At 62.7% G+C, this 16564-nt stretch carries 19 protein-coding genes, 1 tRNA gene and 2 pseudogenes; 10 read left to right on the forward strand and 12 right to left on the reverse strand.

Going from position 1 to position 16564, the window contains the following annotated elements; translation table 11 throughout:
- Window positions 1-288: 288 nt before the first annotated feature.
- Both F2Q65_RS13070 and F2Q65_RS13075 read right to left on the reverse strand, forming a co-directional pair.
- The gene (locus F2Q65_RS13070) at window positions 289-1473 is read right to left on the reverse strand and encodes a tyrosine-type recombinase/integrase (protein ID WP_246156209.1); all 1185 of its coding nucleotides are present in this window, start codon (window positions 1471-1473) and stop codon (window positions 289-291) included.
- Between the two features lie 505 nt (window positions 1474-1978).
- On the reverse strand, window positions 1979-2449 hold the full coding sequence (locus tag F2Q65_RS13075) for a site-specific integrase (protein ID WP_246156204.1): 471 nt from the start codon (window positions 2447-2449) through the stop codon (window positions 1979-1981).
- A 211-nt stretch (window positions 2450-2660) separates the two neighbouring features.
- On the opposite strand from F2Q65_RS13075, the gene F2Q65_RS13080 reads away from it, so the two are divergent.
- On the forward strand, window positions 2661-3173 hold the full coding sequence (locus F2Q65_RS13080; RefSeq protein WP_150093863.1) for a transposase: 513 nt from the start codon (window positions 2661-2663) through the stop codon (window positions 3171-3173).
- Window positions 3174-3490: 317 nt separating this feature from the next.
- Here F2Q65_RS13080 and F2Q65_RS13085 read toward each other — a convergent pair whose 3' ends face one another.
- From F2Q65_RS13085 to F2Q65_RS13095, 3 genes are all read right to left on the reverse strand, one after another.
- Window positions 3491-3988: a transposase gene (locus F2Q65_RS13085; protein ID WP_150093864.1), complete on the reverse strand. Its 498-nt coding sequence runs from the start codon at window positions 3986-3988 to the stop codon at window positions 3491-3493.
- Window positions 3989-4406: 418 nt separating this feature from the next.
- A complete protein-coding gene (locus F2Q65_RS13090; protein ID WP_150093865.1) occupies window positions 4407-4826 on the reverse strand; it encodes a type II toxin-antitoxin system VapC family toxin in 420 nt (139 codons plus the stop codon).
- Window positions 4827-5081, reverse strand: coding sequence for a FitA-like ribbon-helix-helix domain-containing protein (locus F2Q65_RS13095; RefSeq protein ID WP_150093866.1), 255 nt, complete (start codon window positions 5079-5081; stop codon window positions 4827-4829). It lies immediately after the preceding gene.
- 653 nt (window positions 5082-5734) lie between these two features.
- Between F2Q65_RS13095 and F2Q65_RS20445 the strand changes: the two genes are divergently transcribed.
- From F2Q65_RS20445 to recD2, 3 genes are read left to right on the forward strand one after another with little or no spacing between them, the layout of a single operon-like run.
- Window positions 5735-5983 (forward strand): YrrC family ATP-dependent DNA helicase, encoded by a 249-nt coding sequence (locus F2Q65_RS20445; RefSeq protein ID WP_425473414.1) that lies wholly within the window; start codon window positions 5735-5737, stop codon window positions 5981-5983.
- 57 nt (window positions 5984-6040) lie between these two features.
- The gene (locus F2Q65_RS20450; protein WP_425473415.1) at window positions 6041-6586 is read left to right on the forward strand and encodes a helix-hairpin-helix domain-containing protein; all 546 of its coding nucleotides are present in this window, start codon (window positions 6041-6043) and stop codon (window positions 6584-6586) included.
- Entirely contained in the window at window positions 6481-7932 is a 1452-nt protein-coding gene (gene recD2 / locus F2Q65_RS13100) for an SF1B family DNA helicase RecD2 (RefSeq protein ID WP_425473416.1), read from the forward strand. Before F2Q65_RS20450 ends, recD2 begins: the two co-directional genes overlap by 106 nt.
- 352 nt (window positions 7933-8284) lie before the next feature.
- Here the strand turns inward: recD2 and F2Q65_RS13105 are convergent, their stop codons facing one another.
- The 3 genes and pseudogenes from F2Q65_RS13105 to F2Q65_RS19985 all read right to left on the reverse strand — a co-directional run.
- The gene (locus F2Q65_RS13105) at window positions 8285-8782 is read right to left on the reverse strand and encodes a GNAT family N-acetyltransferase (RefSeq protein ID WP_150093867.1); all 498 of its coding nucleotides are present in this window, start codon (window positions 8780-8782) and stop codon (window positions 8285-8287) included.
- The gene (locus F2Q65_RS13110; RefSeq protein WP_150093868.1) at window positions 8783-9058 is read right to left on the reverse strand and encodes a type II toxin-antitoxin system TacA family antitoxin; all 276 of its coding nucleotides are present in this window, start codon (window positions 9056-9058) and stop codon (window positions 8783-8785) included.
- A gap of 157 nt (window positions 9059-9215) precedes the next feature.
- Window positions 9216-9422, reverse strand: a pseudogene (locus F2Q65_RS19985) (DUF4172 domain-containing protein); the annotation flags it as partial.
- 533 nt (window positions 9423-9955) lie between these two features.
- Here F2Q65_RS19985 and F2Q65_RS13120 point away from each other — a divergent pair.
- Window positions 9956-10052, forward strand: a tRNA-Ser gene (locus F2Q65_RS13120).
- 498 nt (window positions 10053-10550) lie between these two features.
- Here F2Q65_RS13120 and F2Q65_RS13125 read toward each other — a convergent pair.
- Window positions 10551-10880 (reverse strand): annotated as a pseudogene (locus tag F2Q65_RS13125) (LexA family protein); the annotation flags it as partial.
- A gap of 561 nt (window positions 10881-11441) precedes the next feature.
- On the opposite strand from F2Q65_RS13125, the gene F2Q65_RS13130 reads away from it, so the two are divergent.
- On the forward strand, window positions 11442-12206 hold the full coding sequence (locus F2Q65_RS13130) for a hypothetical protein (RefSeq protein WP_246156207.1): 765 nt from the start codon (window positions 11442-11444) through the stop codon (window positions 12204-12206).
- Here F2Q65_RS13130 and F2Q65_RS13135 read toward each other — a convergent pair.
- Window positions 12170-12592, reverse strand: coding sequence for a sulfite exporter TauE/SafE family protein (locus F2Q65_RS13135; RefSeq protein WP_150093870.1), 423 nt, complete (start codon window positions 12590-12592; stop codon window positions 12170-12172). The two genes, F2Q65_RS13130 and F2Q65_RS13135, sit on opposite strands and share 37 nt — an antisense overlap.
- Between F2Q65_RS13135 and F2Q65_RS13140 the strand changes: the two genes are divergently transcribed.
- The 4 genes from F2Q65_RS13140 (at window position 12591) to F2Q65_RS13155 (ending at window position 14755) form a co-directional block, all read left to right on the forward strand.
- On the forward strand, window positions 12591-13019 hold the full coding sequence (locus F2Q65_RS13140) for a secondary thiamine-phosphate synthase enzyme YjbQ (RefSeq protein ID WP_150093871.1): 429 nt from the start codon (window positions 12591-12593) through the stop codon (window positions 13017-13019). The two genes, F2Q65_RS13135 and F2Q65_RS13140, sit on opposite strands and share 2 nt — an antisense overlap.
- Window positions 13020-13028: 9 nt before the next feature.
- Window positions 13029-13502: a tRNA (N6-threonylcarbamoyladenosine(37)-N6)-methyltransferase TrmO gene (gene tsaA, locus F2Q65_RS13145; RefSeq protein WP_150093872.1), complete on the forward strand. Its 474-nt coding sequence runs from the start codon at window positions 13029-13031 to the stop codon at window positions 13500-13502.
- A 7-nt stretch (window positions 13503-13509) separates the two neighbouring features.
- Window positions 13510-14199: an SOS response-associated peptidase gene (locus F2Q65_RS13150; protein ID WP_150093873.1), complete on the forward strand. Its 690-nt coding sequence runs from the start codon at window positions 13510-13512 to the stop codon at window positions 14197-14199.
- Between the two features lie 160 nt (window positions 14200-14359).
- A complete protein-coding gene (locus tag F2Q65_RS13155) occupies window positions 14360-14755 on the forward strand; it encodes a hypothetical protein (protein ID WP_150093874.1) in 396 nt (131 codons plus the stop codon).
- Between the two features lie 614 nt (window positions 14756-15369).
- Here F2Q65_RS13155 and F2Q65_RS13160 read toward each other — a convergent pair.
- Window positions 15370-15711 (reverse strand): type II toxin-antitoxin system HicB family antitoxin, encoded by a 342-nt coding sequence (locus F2Q65_RS13160; protein WP_150093875.1) that lies wholly within the window; start codon window positions 15709-15711, stop codon window positions 15370-15372.
- Window positions 15708-15962, reverse strand: a complete 255-nt coding sequence (locus F2Q65_RS13165) for a type II toxin-antitoxin system HicA family toxin (protein ID WP_150093876.1) — start codon at window positions 15960-15962, stop codon at window positions 15708-15710. The genes F2Q65_RS13160 and F2Q65_RS13165 overlap by 4 nt, the downstream gene beginning before the upstream one ends.
- Window positions 15963-16564 lie beyond the last annotated feature (602 nt).

Below are 16564 nucleotides of genomic sequence, written 5' to 3' on the forward strand. Positions count from 1 at the left end.
GCTACAGTGGCTACAGTCAAACCGAAACCGAGACCGACGGGCGCTCTCACGGGCCCAGCCTGCTCATGCGGATAACTCCCGACGCTTTCGATGTGGACGTCGAGCAGAGCGAGCGACCCGAGTGACACGCTCGACCGGCGGAGCTGGCGCTGATTCCCCGACCAGAAAGTGACATTTTAAACTGTTTATTTACAATTGTTCTTAGCCAAAAAACCGAAGGCTGAAAACCGACCCAGCAACCTCAGACGCCGAATCTACCGGTGGATTGCGGTATCTAAACTAAACCAATCAAATAATCGCTCCCATGGTCCTTAGCTGACACTCCCACGCTAATAATGCGGATCGCTTTTCGTCCATGTAAGTGTGCCGGTCGTAGTGAACTGACTGAACACCTCCAAGACCATGGCTAAGAAGCTGTGCTCGCGTTTCGCGACTAACACCCATACCCGCTAAAATTGTTTCGACCGTACGGCGAATATCTCTGAGATTGAAAGGCTCGACTTTCATAGTCCCTGAAATTTCCAGTAGCCGCTTCCCTGGAGTTGTCTCGACCATGATCGCGCCTCCAGTCGACAGCCATAGCGAGGGATTTGACTCTACATCAGCTTGATTTTTTTCAGCAAGAAGCTGAGCTTTTTCATGCGCCCTTGCAATTAATTTGCCTACAAGCGCAGCTCCACTCTGACCAAGCGGAATGAGATGTTCCCTTGGTTCTCGACGCTTACCCTTATTATCCCAAAGTCTCAAGATCGCAGTTTCTTCGTTGTAATCTGCGACTCTTGTGCGTAAGAGTTGTGCCATCCTTTGTCCGCCGCTGAGAACAGCAAGCCTCAGCGCTAGATCAGGTAGGCCTTCAGTCAGCGAATTAAGATATGCTTTCAGCTCATTATTGGTCAGTCTTCGATGCCCCGCCTTAACAGGAATGGTCGGGATACTATCAACTGGATTCATATTAATATCGAAGTCAACGAGCTTTGAATTCACAGCACTATCGAATGGTGCTCGGATAGCCATCGCATAAGCCGCGCGCAGGTAACTTCGCAAAACGCCTGCAGTCCGCTCTTTTCCAGTTTCTCGCACAGTACGAATTATGACGGCTATTTGCTGTGGTGTGATCTCGCTAGCTGGCAGATCTGCGATAGCTCGATGCTTCTCACTAACATGAACTTTAAAAGCGGAGCGTACGTCGCGCGCCGTCTTTGTCTTACCTTGAGCGTCAAGCACGCCAACATAAGCTTCACACAATGCCGATAATGTGTGACGCTGGCGCACCTCTGCTGCAACCTCCGCTGCAACTTCAGCGGCTCTTTTTGCTTCTTGATCTGCTTCCCGTTGAGCTTCGAGCATCTCCAGATGCGCCCGTAAATCTCGCACGCCGGACACGTAAAGCTTGGACAGTTCAGCCGCTCGTGCGCGAGCATCGGCTAGGCTAAGCCCTTCCCGACCATTCTCGTCGTAATGACCCAAGGGCATTGCATAACGGCTTCCGTCCGTTTTTGTGTATCTATAGTATACTCGAGTCACCTCGCCGCTGCGGCGGAAAACTAGGGACCCAGCTCCGCGCGCTCCGCCATCAGAGACCCAGACGTTCGGCTTGAGGGTGCGAAGTGCCTTTACCGTCAGCAAGACTTGTCTCCGATTGTTGGTAGCCGTTAGGTAGCCGTTTGCCGCTGGCTGTAGCCGAACGGCGGTGGACACTGCAAGAACTGGAAATTATTATATACCTGTTTTAAAAGGAAATAAATCTTTCCTGTGGGATCTCGCTGGACGGCAATGGACAACATCAATGCGCCAAAAAACTGACTTTTAATCAGGTGGTCGATGGTTCGAGTCCATCAGGGCGCACCATATTTTCAAAGAGTTAGCCGCATTTTGCGGCTTTTTCGTTTTCAGGTGTGCCGGAAAATGTGCCGACAACGGTGAGCCTCGTCTCGATGTTGGCTGCGGCACCAGCCAGGTGCTCCGGCGCAAGATGCGCTTAGCGCTGCACCATTTGATACGATGACCAGCCTCCGAGTTCCTGCAGCACATGTAACGGCGTGCCGGCCTGCACATGCCACGATGCCCAAGTGTGCCGCAGATCGTGCCAGCGAAAATCCCTGATGCCAGCACGTCCCAAGGCCTTTTTGAACGCGGCCGTGCCCGCCTTCTCGATGGGCAGCCACGTCGTCTTGCCTCTTGGTATCCAGCAGAAGACGCGCTCTGCATGACGTCCCTGCCAACGGTGCATAATGAGCGTTGCATCAACGTTCAGCGGCACACCGATGGGCCGTTTGCCCTTGGCCTCATCGGCATGCACCCAAGCAACTCGGCGATCAAGGTCAATTTGACTCCAACAAAGCCCGGTGACGTTCGACTCGCGCAGCCAGGTTGCGAGGCTGAACGCCGCCATGTCGGCCAGATGCTCGGGCAACTCGGCAAGGAGCCGTTCAGCCTCATCACGCGTCAACCAGCGGATGCGCTTGTCAGGTTCCCCCCGCTGCCAGGATAGATGTCGCCTCCCCCTCGGGAGTTTTATGTGAGCATGGGGCATTGTTGGGGCGAGGTACGGCGCCTTTGGCGCGCGCTCAGCGGGAGGGAGCCCGTAGGGCGACTGGACGCTGAGCGCGCGACGGCGCCGTGTTGACGCCCCCGCACCTGAGCAGGAGTACTCCAACGCCATGGCAACGACCTATTCTCCCGAGTTCAAGGCAGACCTGATCGCCAAGATGCTGCCACCGCAGTCCAGGCCGGTGCTGGAGCTGGCGCGCGAGAGCGGTGTGCCCAAGGATACCCTCTACTGTTGGCGCGGTAAGGCACTGGCAGGCGGATCGCCTCCAGCCGAGACCCGCTCGCGCCCGGCGCAGGACTGGCCGCCCAAGGCGCGCTTTCAGGCGGTGCTGGAGACGGCGGCGATGAATGCCGAACAAACCGCCGCCTACTGCCGCCGTCGCGGCCTGTATCCCGAGCAGCTCGCGCAGTGGCGTACGGCCTGCGAGCAAGCGACCAGCCCACCGACACCACCGGCTCGGCACGCGCTCGAGGAGGCCAAGGCGCAACGGGCACGGATCCGCGAACTCGAGCGCGAATTGCAGCGCAAGAACGCCGCCTTGGCCGAGACTGCAGCCTTGCTGGCATTGAAAAAAAATGTATGGTCCGCCCCGGTGGTGCAAGTGCCGAGTGCGAGATGTTGAGAACAGACTGCGTCAATGTATCCGGCCTCGGAATGGTCGATCACGCAGGATCGCCGGGCCTCGATGGAAATTCGTGCCATGCGCTCCTGAATAAGTCGATGACCTCCGTCTGGGGCCGTTTTTTCTCAGGCTTGCGCATGGCCGCTTGACTGTCTCCGCCATCAATCCTCATCGCTTGCAGTCACTCGGTGGGATGCTCGGTTACTTGACGATGTACTGTGCGCTGGTCACCTGCGTCTGTCGTGTGCAGCATGGCTGCCAATCCGGAACATGTGGCAGCTTCATCAGCCTGTCACCTGCCCCGGCGCAAACGGCGCTCAGCGTTGCAGGACGGCACAGAGGATGCGCGCCAGTTTGTTCGCCAATGCCATCACGGCGACGTTTGCATGCTTGCGCACGGTGATCCGTTCGACCCAGCGGCGCAGCCCGTCCTCGGCCGGACGCTTGTCGGCGACGCGCAGCACGGCGCGGGCGCCATGGATGAGCATCACGCGCAAGTGGCGATTGCCATGCTTGCTGATGCCAAGCAGCCGCGTCTTGCCGCCGGTGCTGTACTGGCGCGGCACCAGGCCGAGCCAGGCGGCCAGATCGCGGCCGCGACGGAACTGCGAGGCGTCGCAGATGCCGGCGAGTAGCGCCGTGCCGTTGATCGGACCAATCCCGGGGATCGTCAGCAGCAGCTGCATCAGTGGATCTTCACGCGCGAACGCGGCGGGTTGGCTCGCAACCAAGCGGCCAAGCCCGATGTGGGCATGGGATGCAAACAGAGCATAGTTATCGGCGTTATGTATCCGCAAATTGTGCCGCAGCTGCATGGCCCCGTACCGATAGCCATAATCGATGATACAGCGCGCCTTGAATTCGTCGTCGACGAAGTGGATTTAGTTCGTGGAGCAGGATGTGATTGAAGTGGTCCTGGCCTGTTGTGCGCCTGAGACTCGGACACGGGCATGTGTGGCCAGAGAGATCAAACGTAAACTGGCGCAGCCGGAATCAATCACTGTCATCCGCCAGGAGGGATTTTCGGGAGGGGGTTGAGCTTGTTGCGCTCGAACCGGAAACCTGGAACTGGGCAAAAATGCTCGATGATGCTGCTCGACATGAGAACTTCCCTGGATCGTTTCTCCAATCATGGCCCAGCCAGATGATTCTAAGACAGTTTATCTTCGCTCAGCCCTACTGATTTGGGTGGGGGATCTGAAGGATTACGTCCTTGCCAGGGTATCACGCGTCCTAGACGTCCTTCCATGGGTTGATGACAGTCACACCGGCCGCTTCATAGGGCGATGTATCGCGTGATGCCACAATGAAGCCCCGCGATGCTGCGATGGCCGCAATGTAGCCGTCTGGCGTCGGGAAGCCACGCCCCCCGTTCTTGGCCGTCATGGCGAGGTCTGCATAGTGGCGTGCCGCATCCGTGTCGAACGGCAGTACCCGATCCCTGAACAGCTCCAGCAGTTCGTGCAGGGTGCGGTCGAGCATGTTCTTGCGCTTGCCCGCCGGCAGCGCCCGGATGCCAAACAGCAACTCGGCCAGCGTGACGCTCGACAGATACAAGGTTTCCGCCGCCTGGTCGTTCAGCCAAGTCCTCACGGCCGCGTCTGGCTCCGGCCTCATCGCCTCGGAAACGACGTTGGTATCCAGGACGATCATTCAGTCGAAGCTCAACGGTTTGGCCGGCGTCTTGTCGCGCACGCTCTCGAAGACGGCGACATCTTCGTCGGTCAGGCCGATCTTGCAACCGATGGCGGCCAGAGCCTCCCCCATCCGCACGCGCTTCTCCGGCTTGACCACGGCCGCCAGAATCTCGCGCACCTCCGCTTCCGTACTGCGGCCGTGCTGGGCGGCCCGCACGCGCAACGCGCGATGCACGTCATCGGGTACGTTCCTGACCGTCAGGATGGCCATAAGTCAGAACCCCTCTTTTGATTTCAATGACTGCAAGCGTAGAGCGATGCAGTCACCCGCGCAAGCGCCAAGTGCCGCGTCCCTTCGGGCAGTGGCGTTTCGCATTCATGGTGTCTATCTGCGACCGTCGCCTCGCCACGTGCCGCTCCAACGCAGTCTGGCCGGCGGGATTCCGGGTGACTTCTTCTCAAAGACCTCACCACGCGCTGCTGTGGCCTTCTGCGATCACACGCCTCACCGCCCCCACTGTCGCGAACAACTCGACGATAGCGTTCTGTCAATGGACTTCTTCCGGATCGAGGACACAGGGAGCCTTCGCGTCGACAGCCGAGATGGGCGAATGAGGCCTTATCAAGTGTGCCGCCAGAAACGATGCGGGCACAGCGCCGAACTCCTTACTATTTGGGCAACCCGGTCAACGGCCTCAGGCCGGATGCCAAGCCGGCTCAGTTCCTCCGTTCGATCCGACCGATGCGCCGCGGGCGATTGGCTCAACAGTGCTCAGAGCATTCCTCGCTCGCTCGGGGCTCATCACCCCTTAGCGCAACCGCTGGAGGCCGCGCGCGTCTTAGCCGTGCGACACAGGCCCAGATCGGCAGCCCAGCAGCCAGGCAACGCGCCCCAGCAGCCGGGCGCAGCGCTACAATCGCCCGATGCCGCCCCTGCCCTCCGCCTCATCCGCCGCTGACCGCCAGCACGAACGCCTCGCCGGCAGCATCGAGCGCGTCACCTTCCATAGCGAGCAGTCCGGCTTCTGCGTGCTGCGCGTGAAGGTCCGCGGTCAGCGCGATCTGGTCACCGTCGTCGGCACGGCCGCCGCGGTCAGCCCCGGCGAGTCCATCGAGACGCAGGGCCAGTGGGTCAACGACCGCCAGCATGGGCTGCAGTTTCGTGCCGATTAGCTGCAGATCGTCCCGCCCGCGACCCTGGAGGGCATCGAGAGGTATCTGGGCTCGGGGATGGTCAAGGGCATCGGCCCGCACTTCGCCCGGACCCTCGTGCAGGCCTTTGGTGAAGCGGTCTTCGACGTCATCGAGACCACCCCTGACCGGCTGGAGGAACTGCCCGGCATCGGCCGCACGCGCCGCGCGCGCATCAGCGCCGCCTGGGCCGAGCAGAAGGTCATCCGCGAGATCATGGTCTTTCTGCAGTCCCACGGCGTCGGCTCATCCCGCGCGGTGCGCATCTACAAGACCTATGGCGAGGCAGCCATCCTCACCGTCAGCGAGAACCCCTACCGGCTTGCGCTCGACATCTGGGGCATCGGCTTCAAGACCGCCGACACCATCGCCCAGAATCTCGGCATCCCGCGCGACTCGCTGCTGCGCGCCCGCGCCGGCGTCGCCATGCGCTGCAGGTCCACGCCGAGCAGGGGCACTGTGCCGCCTCTCCGGAGCAGCTGCTCGGCATGGCGAGCAAGCTGCTGGACATCCCGCCACCCATCATCGAGCAGGGCATCGTCGATGAGGAGCGCGAGGACAATCTCGTCCGCGAGGAGGCGCTGATCTACCTGACCCCGCTGCAGCGCGCCGAGCAGGGCTGCGCGGCGCATCTCAAGCGGCTCTTGCGCGGTCCCCTGCCCTGGGGCCGGATCGCCGTGGCGCGTGCCCTGCCCTGGGTCGAGGCGCAGACCGGCCTGACGCTGGCCCCGTCCCAGCGCGCGGCCATCGCCACCCTGCTCGAGAGCAAGGTCGCCGTGCTCACGGGTGGTCCCGGCGTGGGCAAGACCACGCTGGTCAAGAGCCTGCTGCGCATCCTGCGGGCCAAGGGGGTCTCGGTCCTGCTGGCAGCCCCGACCGGACGCGCAGCCAAGCGCCTGACCGAGACCACGGGGCAGGAGGCGAAGACCATCCATCGGCTGCTCGAATTCGATCCCAGCGCCTACCGCTTCAAGCGCGATGCCGAGCATCCACTGGACGCGGCGCTGCTGGTCCTGGATGAGGCCTCGATGCTGGACACCGTGCTGATGAATCAGCTGCTGCGCGCCCTGCCCGATGCAGCCGCGCTGCTGATCGTTGGCGATGTGGATCAGCTGCCCTCGGTCGGCCCCGGTGCGGTGCTCGCGGACCTGATCGCCTCGGGCGTGGTGCCGACGGTGCGGCTCACCGAGATCTTCCGCCAGGCGCTGTCCTCGCAGATCATCGTCAATGCCCACCGCATCAACCGCGCCGAGGTGCCAAGGGCGCCGGCCAAGGGCGAGACGAGTGATTTCTATCTGATCGAGGCGGCCGATGCCGAGGACCTGGCGGCGAAGCTCTACGCCACGGTGACGCAGCGCATTCCGCAGCGGCTTGGCTTTGATCCGGTCGAGGACATCCAGGTACTGACCCCCATGAACCGCGGCGCGCTCGGGGTGCAGGCCATCAACGTCGATCTGCAGCAGCGGCTCAATCCCGACGCGCAGCCGCGCGTGCAGCGCTTCGGCACCACCTATGCCCCCGGCGACAAGGTGCTGCAGCGGGTGAACAATTACGACAAGGAGGTCTTCAACGGCGACATCGGGCGCATCCGCGCCATCGATCCGGAACAGAGCCTGGTCAAGGTCGACGTCGATGGGCGCCTGGTCGAGTATGACTTCAGCGCCCTCGATGAGCTGTCGCTGGCCTATGCCGTGAGCATTCACAAGGCCCAGGGCTCGGAGTATCCGGTGGTCGTCATCCCGCTCGCGATGCAGCATTATCAGCTGCTGGAGCGCAATCTGCTCTACACCGGCGTCACCCGCGGCAAACAGCTGGTGGTGCTCATCGCCGAGCCCAAGGCGCTGCGCATCGCCGTCGGCCGCCGGCAGGCGCAGCAGCGCATCACGCGGCTGGCGGAGCGGTTGCGGGAGGGCTGGTCGAGCGCAGCATGAACCCCTGGATGACGCCAGGATGCCAGGTCGGCGCCGGAGTATCCCCACCACGGCATCAGGGCGTCGGCACCTATCTGCAATACGCTCCCTCCCTGGGCGCTTGCACTTTCCACAACGGCTGTGGATAACCCTGTGCGCAGAGGCTGGGTCGATGAGCTAAGCCCCGAAACCGACTCAGGAGCGGCTCGGATTGGTCAAGCATTGACCAACCGCCGGACAGTCATCCCCGCCACCGCCCGGATGGCCCCCGCCCCACTAGAAGCGGAAGCAGAGACCGGAAACTGGGGTGAGCCCAGGGTTCCACACAGCGCGCGTGGCAACGCGGGCAAAAAACAAGACACCCGGACTCCCATCAGGCATGAACCCAGGCTGATCGAGGCAGCATCCAGCGGCCGGGTTGGCCCGGGAACTCAGTGAATCCAAAGTGCTGATAGAAAGCAGCCGCGCTCGCGGATTTGGCATCGACAACGATGGCGGCGACCGCGAGTGTTTCACTGGCAGCAGCAACGCGCCTGCAGGCATCGGCAAGCAGGATCGAGCCGAGTCCCTGCCCGCTGAACTGTCGGCTCACGGCCAAGCGGCCAAGCAACGCCACCGGTACCGGGTAGCGGGGCAACTTTTTCCGCCAATTGTCGGGGAGTGTCTCAGCGGCGATGCTGGCGGCGCTGAGGGTATAGAAACCGCAAATCACCTGAACTTGCTCGACCGGGCTGGCCACGAAGACCCGCGCTACACCACGCTTGACGTCTTGGGACGCGTACCGCTGCAGGTAGTCGTCGAGTGCCTTCTCGCCGCAGTCAAAACCAGCCGTCTGCGCGTCACGGTCGAGCTGGCGAATGGAAAACACCATTTACTGCACGTGCTTGGCGTGACGGGCGAAGGCGCGCTCCAGAGCGGGGTTGGCTGGTGCAGGCCTATCCAGCGCATCCAGAAATGCCGCGAAGTGTTCCTGCGACAGGGTGATGGCCTCGTGCGCCTGCACGACTGACTGCGCGTGTTCCACCGCGTTCTTGAGCACGAACTCGGACACACTCGTGTGGGCATAGGCCGCAGCCTTCTCGAGCAAGCGGCGCACCTCCTGGTCACAACGAATGTGCAGTCGGGTGTCTTTGGTCAGTGTCGTCATCGCAGACTCCTGTTGGCTAGCCGGATTAATGTGCGCCATTTGTACGCACACTGTCAAGTCGCACGACGGCGCCTGCGCCCAGTCGCCCAGGTATGCTTTCACCGCCAGCCCGCTCGCCTCCAGCGCGCTCGGGTGGCTCGAGGTAAGCGCCATTCAGCCAGTCGAGGAAGCGGCTGGTCTCGACCTCCAGGCAATCGGCTGGCGGCGCTTGGAAATGCACCCGCTGGCGACCGATGGGGCTGGACATCACTTGCATCGGACCAGTGCTATCGTCGCGCCAGCCAGCGACCCTGATCCTGGTCAGACCAGAGTAGCCGGTGGGGAATAAGGCCGCATGCCAGCCGAACAGATGCTCCCGCGTCACCGGCGCATTCTGCAAGCGCCGCTATTCATGCAGAGATGATGCCGTGCATCGCGACTGACGCAAATTATTCTCCGCGCATGATGCAGCGAATAGGATCGCCATTCACCGCATGGAGGGCCGCCTTACGCCGGAATGGCTGTACCTTTGGTTGGAGCGACAGACGCGGACCCCATGCCCGTTCCGGGATTTCAACGGGCTCCGGAGAGCAGACGCGCAGCCCTTCCGGGCAGCTGCAACAGACTCCGTTCCCTGTCATTTTTCGGACGCTTTGGTTGCTGAGCCAGTCGCATGACGCGTCGACGGCGAGCCTTGTCCATGTTTCGCGCTGATACCCCTGAGCGAGTCGACCGAGGTCGCTTCAGTCACCCGCACGATGGTTTCCTGAACGATTGATGCTAGCCAAAAAGCCCTCGGCAGCTGTCGCCTCGACGGCCAAGACGGACGGCTGCGACCGTCTCAGGTGTGCCGGAAACTGTGCGGGCGCAGCGCCGAACGCCTTGATATTGAGGCTGGGCAGGGCAGGTTTACGCAGCGCGCGAGCGGCTAACCCATTGTTTCAATTACCCTGATTTTCCATCAATCGGTCTTTTAATCAGGTGGTCGATGGTTCGAGTCCATCAGGGCGCACCAACAAAATCAGAAACTTATCCCAACCATTCTCGACCGCCCTCCTTGCTCATGCATTAACGGTAGCCGTTTGGTAGCCGTTCGACCGCTCGATTCGTGGATGCTATTTACTCGATTCGGCGCATTAAGCCAGCCCACGCCAACGAATGCTCCTCCGCTCTCGGGCGAAGACTCAGTGAATCTACACGGCAATCTTCTTAGCTGCCGGGCCTGTGAGCCTTCTACCTCGGCCCGTTATGCCACACCTGCCCAAGCTGCGGCCTGCATCGAACTCACTGCGAGTGCCACATAGGCGCCAGCGAACGATGGCGGCATCCGTGACTTAGTTTTTCGCCGTAGCCGTTATTCTGGGATTGGTCACAGGAGTCGTTCGGTCATGCGATGGCCATACGGTCGCTCCGCATTTGCATGCGATACGCGAGAGTGTGTTCCGACTGCGAGGTCAGTCTTCCTCGCAGGTTTCACTGCATCGATGTGCTATTACAGAGCGAGCGCTAGCAGCTAGCAATACACCCGCATCTGCCCCACCAGCACCCCCTGGATCTGCACCTCCTCCGGCCGGTACTCCTGCGCGGACAGCGCGCTGTTCTCGGGATAGAGGATGACGCGATCCGGCCGCTGCACGATGCGCTTGAGCGTCGCCTCCTCGCCGCGGATCAGGGCGACGACGACCTCGCCGTCATTGGCGGTGTCCCGCTGCTCGATCACCACATAATCCCCATCGAGGATGCCCGCCTCGCGCATGGACTCGCCTTCGACCTTGAGCACATAGCAGGGTCGGCTGGTGCGCAGCTGCGACGGCACCTCGATCGGTCGGCCGGCGGCAATCCGGAGTTGCGCCAAGCGCCAATGGTCGCGTTGCTCGACTTGGGGCTCCAGCCGCCCCCAGATACCCCATGACCTTGCGCACATAGGCCCGCGTCTCCCGATACGGCGGCACGCGATTGCCGTATTTCGCCACCGCCCCGACGTCAGAAGCCGGGGGCTCGCGCCCATCACCAGCCCAGCCCGTCGACGACAGCAGGGCCAGTGCCATGGCCACGGGCTTGGAGCTGCGCAGCAGGCTCTGCTGCGCCGTCGATACTGCACCATCGGCCTGTTGCAGCAGCGCAGCTCGGTCTTGCATCACTGCAGTGACGCCACCCGTCGTCAGTCTATCCGTCGGTCCCGTCCCCATCGCATGCCCTCGGCTGTGGTTGTGCAGGGCACTCTAGACAGGCGCCTGCCGGAACCGCGACCGCAAGCGCTCGCCCTGGCGCCGAGCGTTCCCGGTGACCAAGCTGCGACAGCCGTGATCGGAGGCAATCCTCAGCCGCCAGCCGATCTTTCGCGGCTGCGCGGAAATGAGGAGCGCCCTACCCTCCGGGATTTCCGTCGCTCCCGGAGTTCCCCATGGCCAAGGCCTCTTCTCCTCAGAAACGCAGCTTCTCCAAGCCCGTTCTCGATCAGACGCTCACCATCCACAGCCAGAATGCCCAGTACGTGCTGCAGCGGGGACATTCCTTCCTGCTGGTGGTGCGTGCGCTCTATGCGATCTCGGTGGTGCTGCGCATCATCGGCGAGGACGCCGAGATGGATCAGATCGAGGCGCTGGTCTTCGAGCGCATCGAGGCCGTCGCCAAGCGGCTGCAGGAGGAACACGCGCGCCTCAAGGCGCTGGCCGATGAGGAAGGCGGTGTGCCGGTGCCGCGCTACACCCATCCGCGGGCGGTGACGCTGCAATTGTCCTCGCCGCAACTGGCGCAGTACGTGCGCCTGATCCTGTCGCTGGACAAGACGCTGATCCTGCTCGATGGGCTCTGGTTCGCCGGAGTCTTGAGCAACAAGCAGCGCAAGAACGCCACCCATGACCTGCGCCGGCTGGTCTACGGGCTCGGCCGCTCGCTCATCGACCTGGAGCGTCGGGCGAGAGATTCAGCCCTGCGCGCAGGCAAACAGGCAGAACTGCAGGCCGCCGATGCGGCTGTGACGGTGCTCGCCACCGGATCGCTGGTAGATGAACAAGACGAAGCGCAGAACATCGAACAGTCAGCGGCCGAGACGCCAGCGCCGACAGCGACTGAACGCAGCATCGAAGACGTGCAGGTCGAGGACGACGCTGAGCCTGAGGCACGGGCGCATCACGCCACGATCCAATCGGTCTCGGCAAAGAAGTAGGCCGTGATCCCGGCGCCGACGAGGATCACGAAGCCCTTCACCCAGCCCGGCGGGATCTGTCGCGACAGGTGCGCGGCGACATAGCCTCCGGCAAGAGTCCCAAACAGCACCAGGCCGCCCTCGCCCCAGGCAGTGGCCCCCTGGAGCCCGAACAGGATCAGGGCGGCGACAGAGACAAGGTTCGAGATCAGGAGCTTGAGACCGTTCGTGACATGCGCCGAGCGTGTCTGTCGTGGTTGGGTTAGTCTTAGTGACCTGATCCGTCCTGATGCCAGGGTGGCGACAAACCAGGGTTGTTCGAGGCCGATCGAGGGCAGCCTGTGACGCCCCAAACCGCTCAGCAACAGCGCTGGAACCGCCCCATCCGAGACCGCCTTCACGATCATGCAGTGTCATCAGACCAGCTTCACCCTCTCCACCACCGGACGCGGTCCGCTCAAGCTCACCGCGCGCGTGGCCGAGTGCGTGCACGACTCAGGCATCCACACCGGGCTCTGTCATGTCTTTTGCCAGCATACCAGCGCCTCGCTGCTGATCACGGAGAACGCCGACCCCGCGGTGCTGCGCGATCTGGAAGGCCATCTGACCCGCACGGTCCCGGACGGTGATCCGCGCTATGCGCACGACCAGGAAGGCCCCGATGACATGTCAGCGCATATCCGCAGCATCCTGACCGGCTCGGGCCTGACGGTGCCCATCCGCCAGGGGCGCTTGGCGCTCGGCACCTGGCAGGGGCTGTTTCTCTGGGAGCACCGCGCGCGGGGCCATGCGCGCACGCTGGTGGTGACCTGCTTTGGCACAACGGCGTCTTGAGGCTGCACCGTGACGCAGCCCATCCGTCCCGGTGAGATCGCCGTCAAGGTCCCAGAGGCCGGGGATGCTTGCCTGCGCTTCATCGGCCGATTACGCACCCCTTGGCAGCGACGCGAGGACTGCCCGCGTCAGGGCGATCCGGCCGGTCCGGAATGCCGCATCGAGGTCTTTGCCCCCTGGGAGCAGGCGCTGATGGGGCTCGAGGCGCCCAGTCAGTTGCAGGTGCTGTACTGGCTCGATCAGTCCCGGCGCGATCTGCTGGTGCAGCGACCCAAATCCGGTGACCGGCTGTTCGGCACCTTTGCCCTGCGCTCGCCGGTGCGGCCTAATCCGATCGGCAGCGCTGTCGTGGCCGTGATCGGTATCGAAGGGGCGGTGCTGCGGGTGCGCGGGCTCGATTGTGTCGATGGCACGCCGTTGCTGGATCTAAAGCCGGCACGGACACCCGGTTTGACAGATCACCCGGCCAACCCAAGTCAGTGAGGGTGTGATGTGCGGGCGTTTCGTTCAATCTTCCGATCAGGAGGTCCTGGAAGAGCACTTTGGGCTCGATCAGCTCAGTGCGGTCAGCCCGCGCTACAACGTGGCACCGACTCAGCCGGTGCTGGCCATCCGGGCGGAGCAGACCGACGTGGACCGACGGGAATTGGTTCAGCTGCGCTGGGGCCTGGTGCCCGCCTGGTCGAAGGGGCCGGATCACCGCTACAGCATGATCAACGCCCGCGCCGAGTCGGTGGCGGACAAGCCGGCCTACCGCAACGCCTTTCGGCAGCGCCGGTGTCTGATCCCGGCGGATGGCTTCTATGAATGGCAGACAGGCGCCGACGGCAAACAGCCGTTTCTGATCCGCCGCGCCGATGGCGCGCCCTTCGCCATGGCCGGACTTTGGGAGCATTGGCAGGGGGAACATTGGCAGGGTCCGGAGGGCCGCGTCATCGACTCCTGCACCATCCTTGTGACGGACGCCAATGCGCTGCTGGCGCCCATCCATGACCGCATGCCGGTGATCCTGGACCCGGCCGACTATGCGCTCTGGCTCGATCCAGGCATGCAGGACAGGCAACGACTGCAGGCGCTGCTGCAGCCAGTCGACCCCGCCGGCTGGATCGCCTATCCGGTGTCGCGCGCGGTGAATCGCGCCACCAACGACGACCCGCGCCTGCTCGACCCCGTGTCCTGAGAGACCGAGGGTTCTCAGACTGGAGCGAGGTTGCGTCAGGCAACCCGGGTCGCTGTCAGCCTGGGCGCTCCAATCAATACGCGCGCCCCGCGATCCATCTCCGATGGTAAGTGCCTACACTTCGCATCCGTATCTTCTGTCCGCCACACGCGACTTGCCCATGGAATTCTTCGCCACCGCCGACGGCTCTCTGACACCTTCGCTGCTGCAGGACCGGATCATCGGTCCCCGATTCGCCGAGGTCTGCGCCTCCATTGACCGGATCCTGAGTTGGGATGCGACCAGCGACACGGACACGATGTACTGCCTCTGGGGTCACTTTCTGGTGCGCCGCGAGCCAATCCAGAGCGGGCTGCGCTTCACCCTGCCCAACTGCCCGAATGCCTTGGCCTGGACACTGACCGCGGAGCCCGATGGGGTGCTGATCCACTGCACCATCAATCGCCCCACGCATGAGCCGGATTTCATCCAATCGATCGAGACCTTTGTCGAGGAGTGGCGACAAGGCCTGGAGATGATGGGAGACAGTCATGCTGCCTCAGTCATTTTCGCTTGATGACGCCTCCAGCCTGCTCAGCCTACCAAGCCCTGCGATCTGGGAGTGAAACTTGCCGCGAAGGCGAACGCTCGGCACGTCTGGCCGGGGCCTTGGAGTTCCATTCTTGACTTACAGGCAGCAATTGTCCAACAAGCGGCCGCTGGATCGCTTCTTCTCAGTGGTCCGCTGTACGCTGATTGCGGTCACAGGTGATCGCGTACTCGAAAGACCGGTTTTGTTAAGGGTTATCAGATGCCTACCGCCGTGTGGCGTGCTCAACCGGAGCCACTGAACGGGAAGGCGGTGATGGGCTGCGCAAATTATCGCTGCCGCCGGCGGTAGGCGTCGGATAACCCTTAACACTAAGAGACTCTGCGACCGAGCGCCGGCGCCGTCAGCTCTCGACCCATCAGAGGAACCTGGCTGTGGTGCTGCCCCGAGGCAGGAATCGAGCCAGGTCTGGACACCGGTGCTTCACTGGTCTGGGCCCACAGTCGATTGGGCAGCTGACACTCAGCAAGTCAGGATGTTACGTTCACTTTACCCGCAGGCGCGCTCGAGTCAGCCGCCGACCAGCGACTGTCCGTCAAGTGGGAAGGCATGGAGTGACCAACAGGTCGGTCCGCCCAGCGTCAGCGCGTTAGCGCGGCCTCCGCCAGCACCTTCGCGGCCCATTGGTTCAGGCTGGTGCCGGCCGCCTGCGCGGCAACCAGCGCGGCGCCGTGCACCTCGGGTGGCACGCGTAGCATCAACTTGCCGCTGGCCGGCTTCATCGGCTCGCGTCCGCTGTCGGCACATTCCTGCAGGTAGAAATCCACCGCGTTGTGAAAGTCGTCGGTCAGCTCGGCCACCGTTTCTCCCTGAAAGCTGATGCGCACGGTGTCCGGCAGCCCGAGCACATGGCCGATCAGTAGACGGTCTCGGTCATCGTAGTCGATGTGGGCCGTAAAGCCCCGATACGTCATGGTGTTCATGGTTCGATCCCCTGGGCCTTGAGCCACGCCCTGAACTCGTCAACTTGGTACTTCTTTGCCTCCTTGCCAGGGTGCGGCCGGTGGGCATGCATGAGCGCATCGCCAATGCGCAGCGCCACACGCGAGCCGGTGCCTTCCTTGACGTCACCGCCAAGGGCGAGCACGAGCGCCTCGATGGCTGAAAACTTTAGCGCCCCCGTGGTGGGCTTGGCAAAGATGGCCTCAAGCGTCTTGCGGTGGCGACTGTTCATGGGGGGTAAAGCTAGCAGTGCGCGCTATCATGTGCAAGCATCAACTGCAAGCATGCCAACCATTCAGCGCCTGACGCTGCACCTCGGCCAAAAGGCCATTGCCAACAGTTCGGCACGTTTTCAGGTGGCCAGATGCGGGCGGCGTTCTGGCAGTGCGATAGGGAGTTTGGCCGCGAGAAGCTCGACTGGTTTCGTCAGGAAGCGGAGGTTTGACAGGCAGTCTTGTGTGGCCGGAAGTGGGACGATCCGGTCACCGCCAGCAGCCCGGTGAGCGGCCGCTTCTGAGGGTTGGACGGTGCTCGTCCGATCGGTCACCACATGCTTGATGACCGTCTGCCTTTCTGCTCCGAACCTCGCTAGCGACCTCCCCGCACCTGTCAGTTCACCAACTGGCTTCTTCTGGATTAGCAGCAGTGTCCTGCTGCTTACGGATCAGCGTCTGCCTGGCACTGCGCGAGGATCCCGGTCCGCTCAATTCACCACAGCGCCACGTTGCTGTTGTCGGGCGACGCCCCCAGCGTTCATCCCCCACCCACGCATCCACCCGACCGCGGGCTGATCAGGGATTCGAACCCAAGCGAGTCCGTCCGAGGCAGCGGCCC

It is taken from the genome of Thiohalocapsa marina (genome assembly GCF_008632335.1).
GTDB lineage: Bacteria > Pseudomonadota > Gammaproteobacteria > Chromatiales > Chromatiaceae > Thiohalocapsa > Thiohalocapsa marina.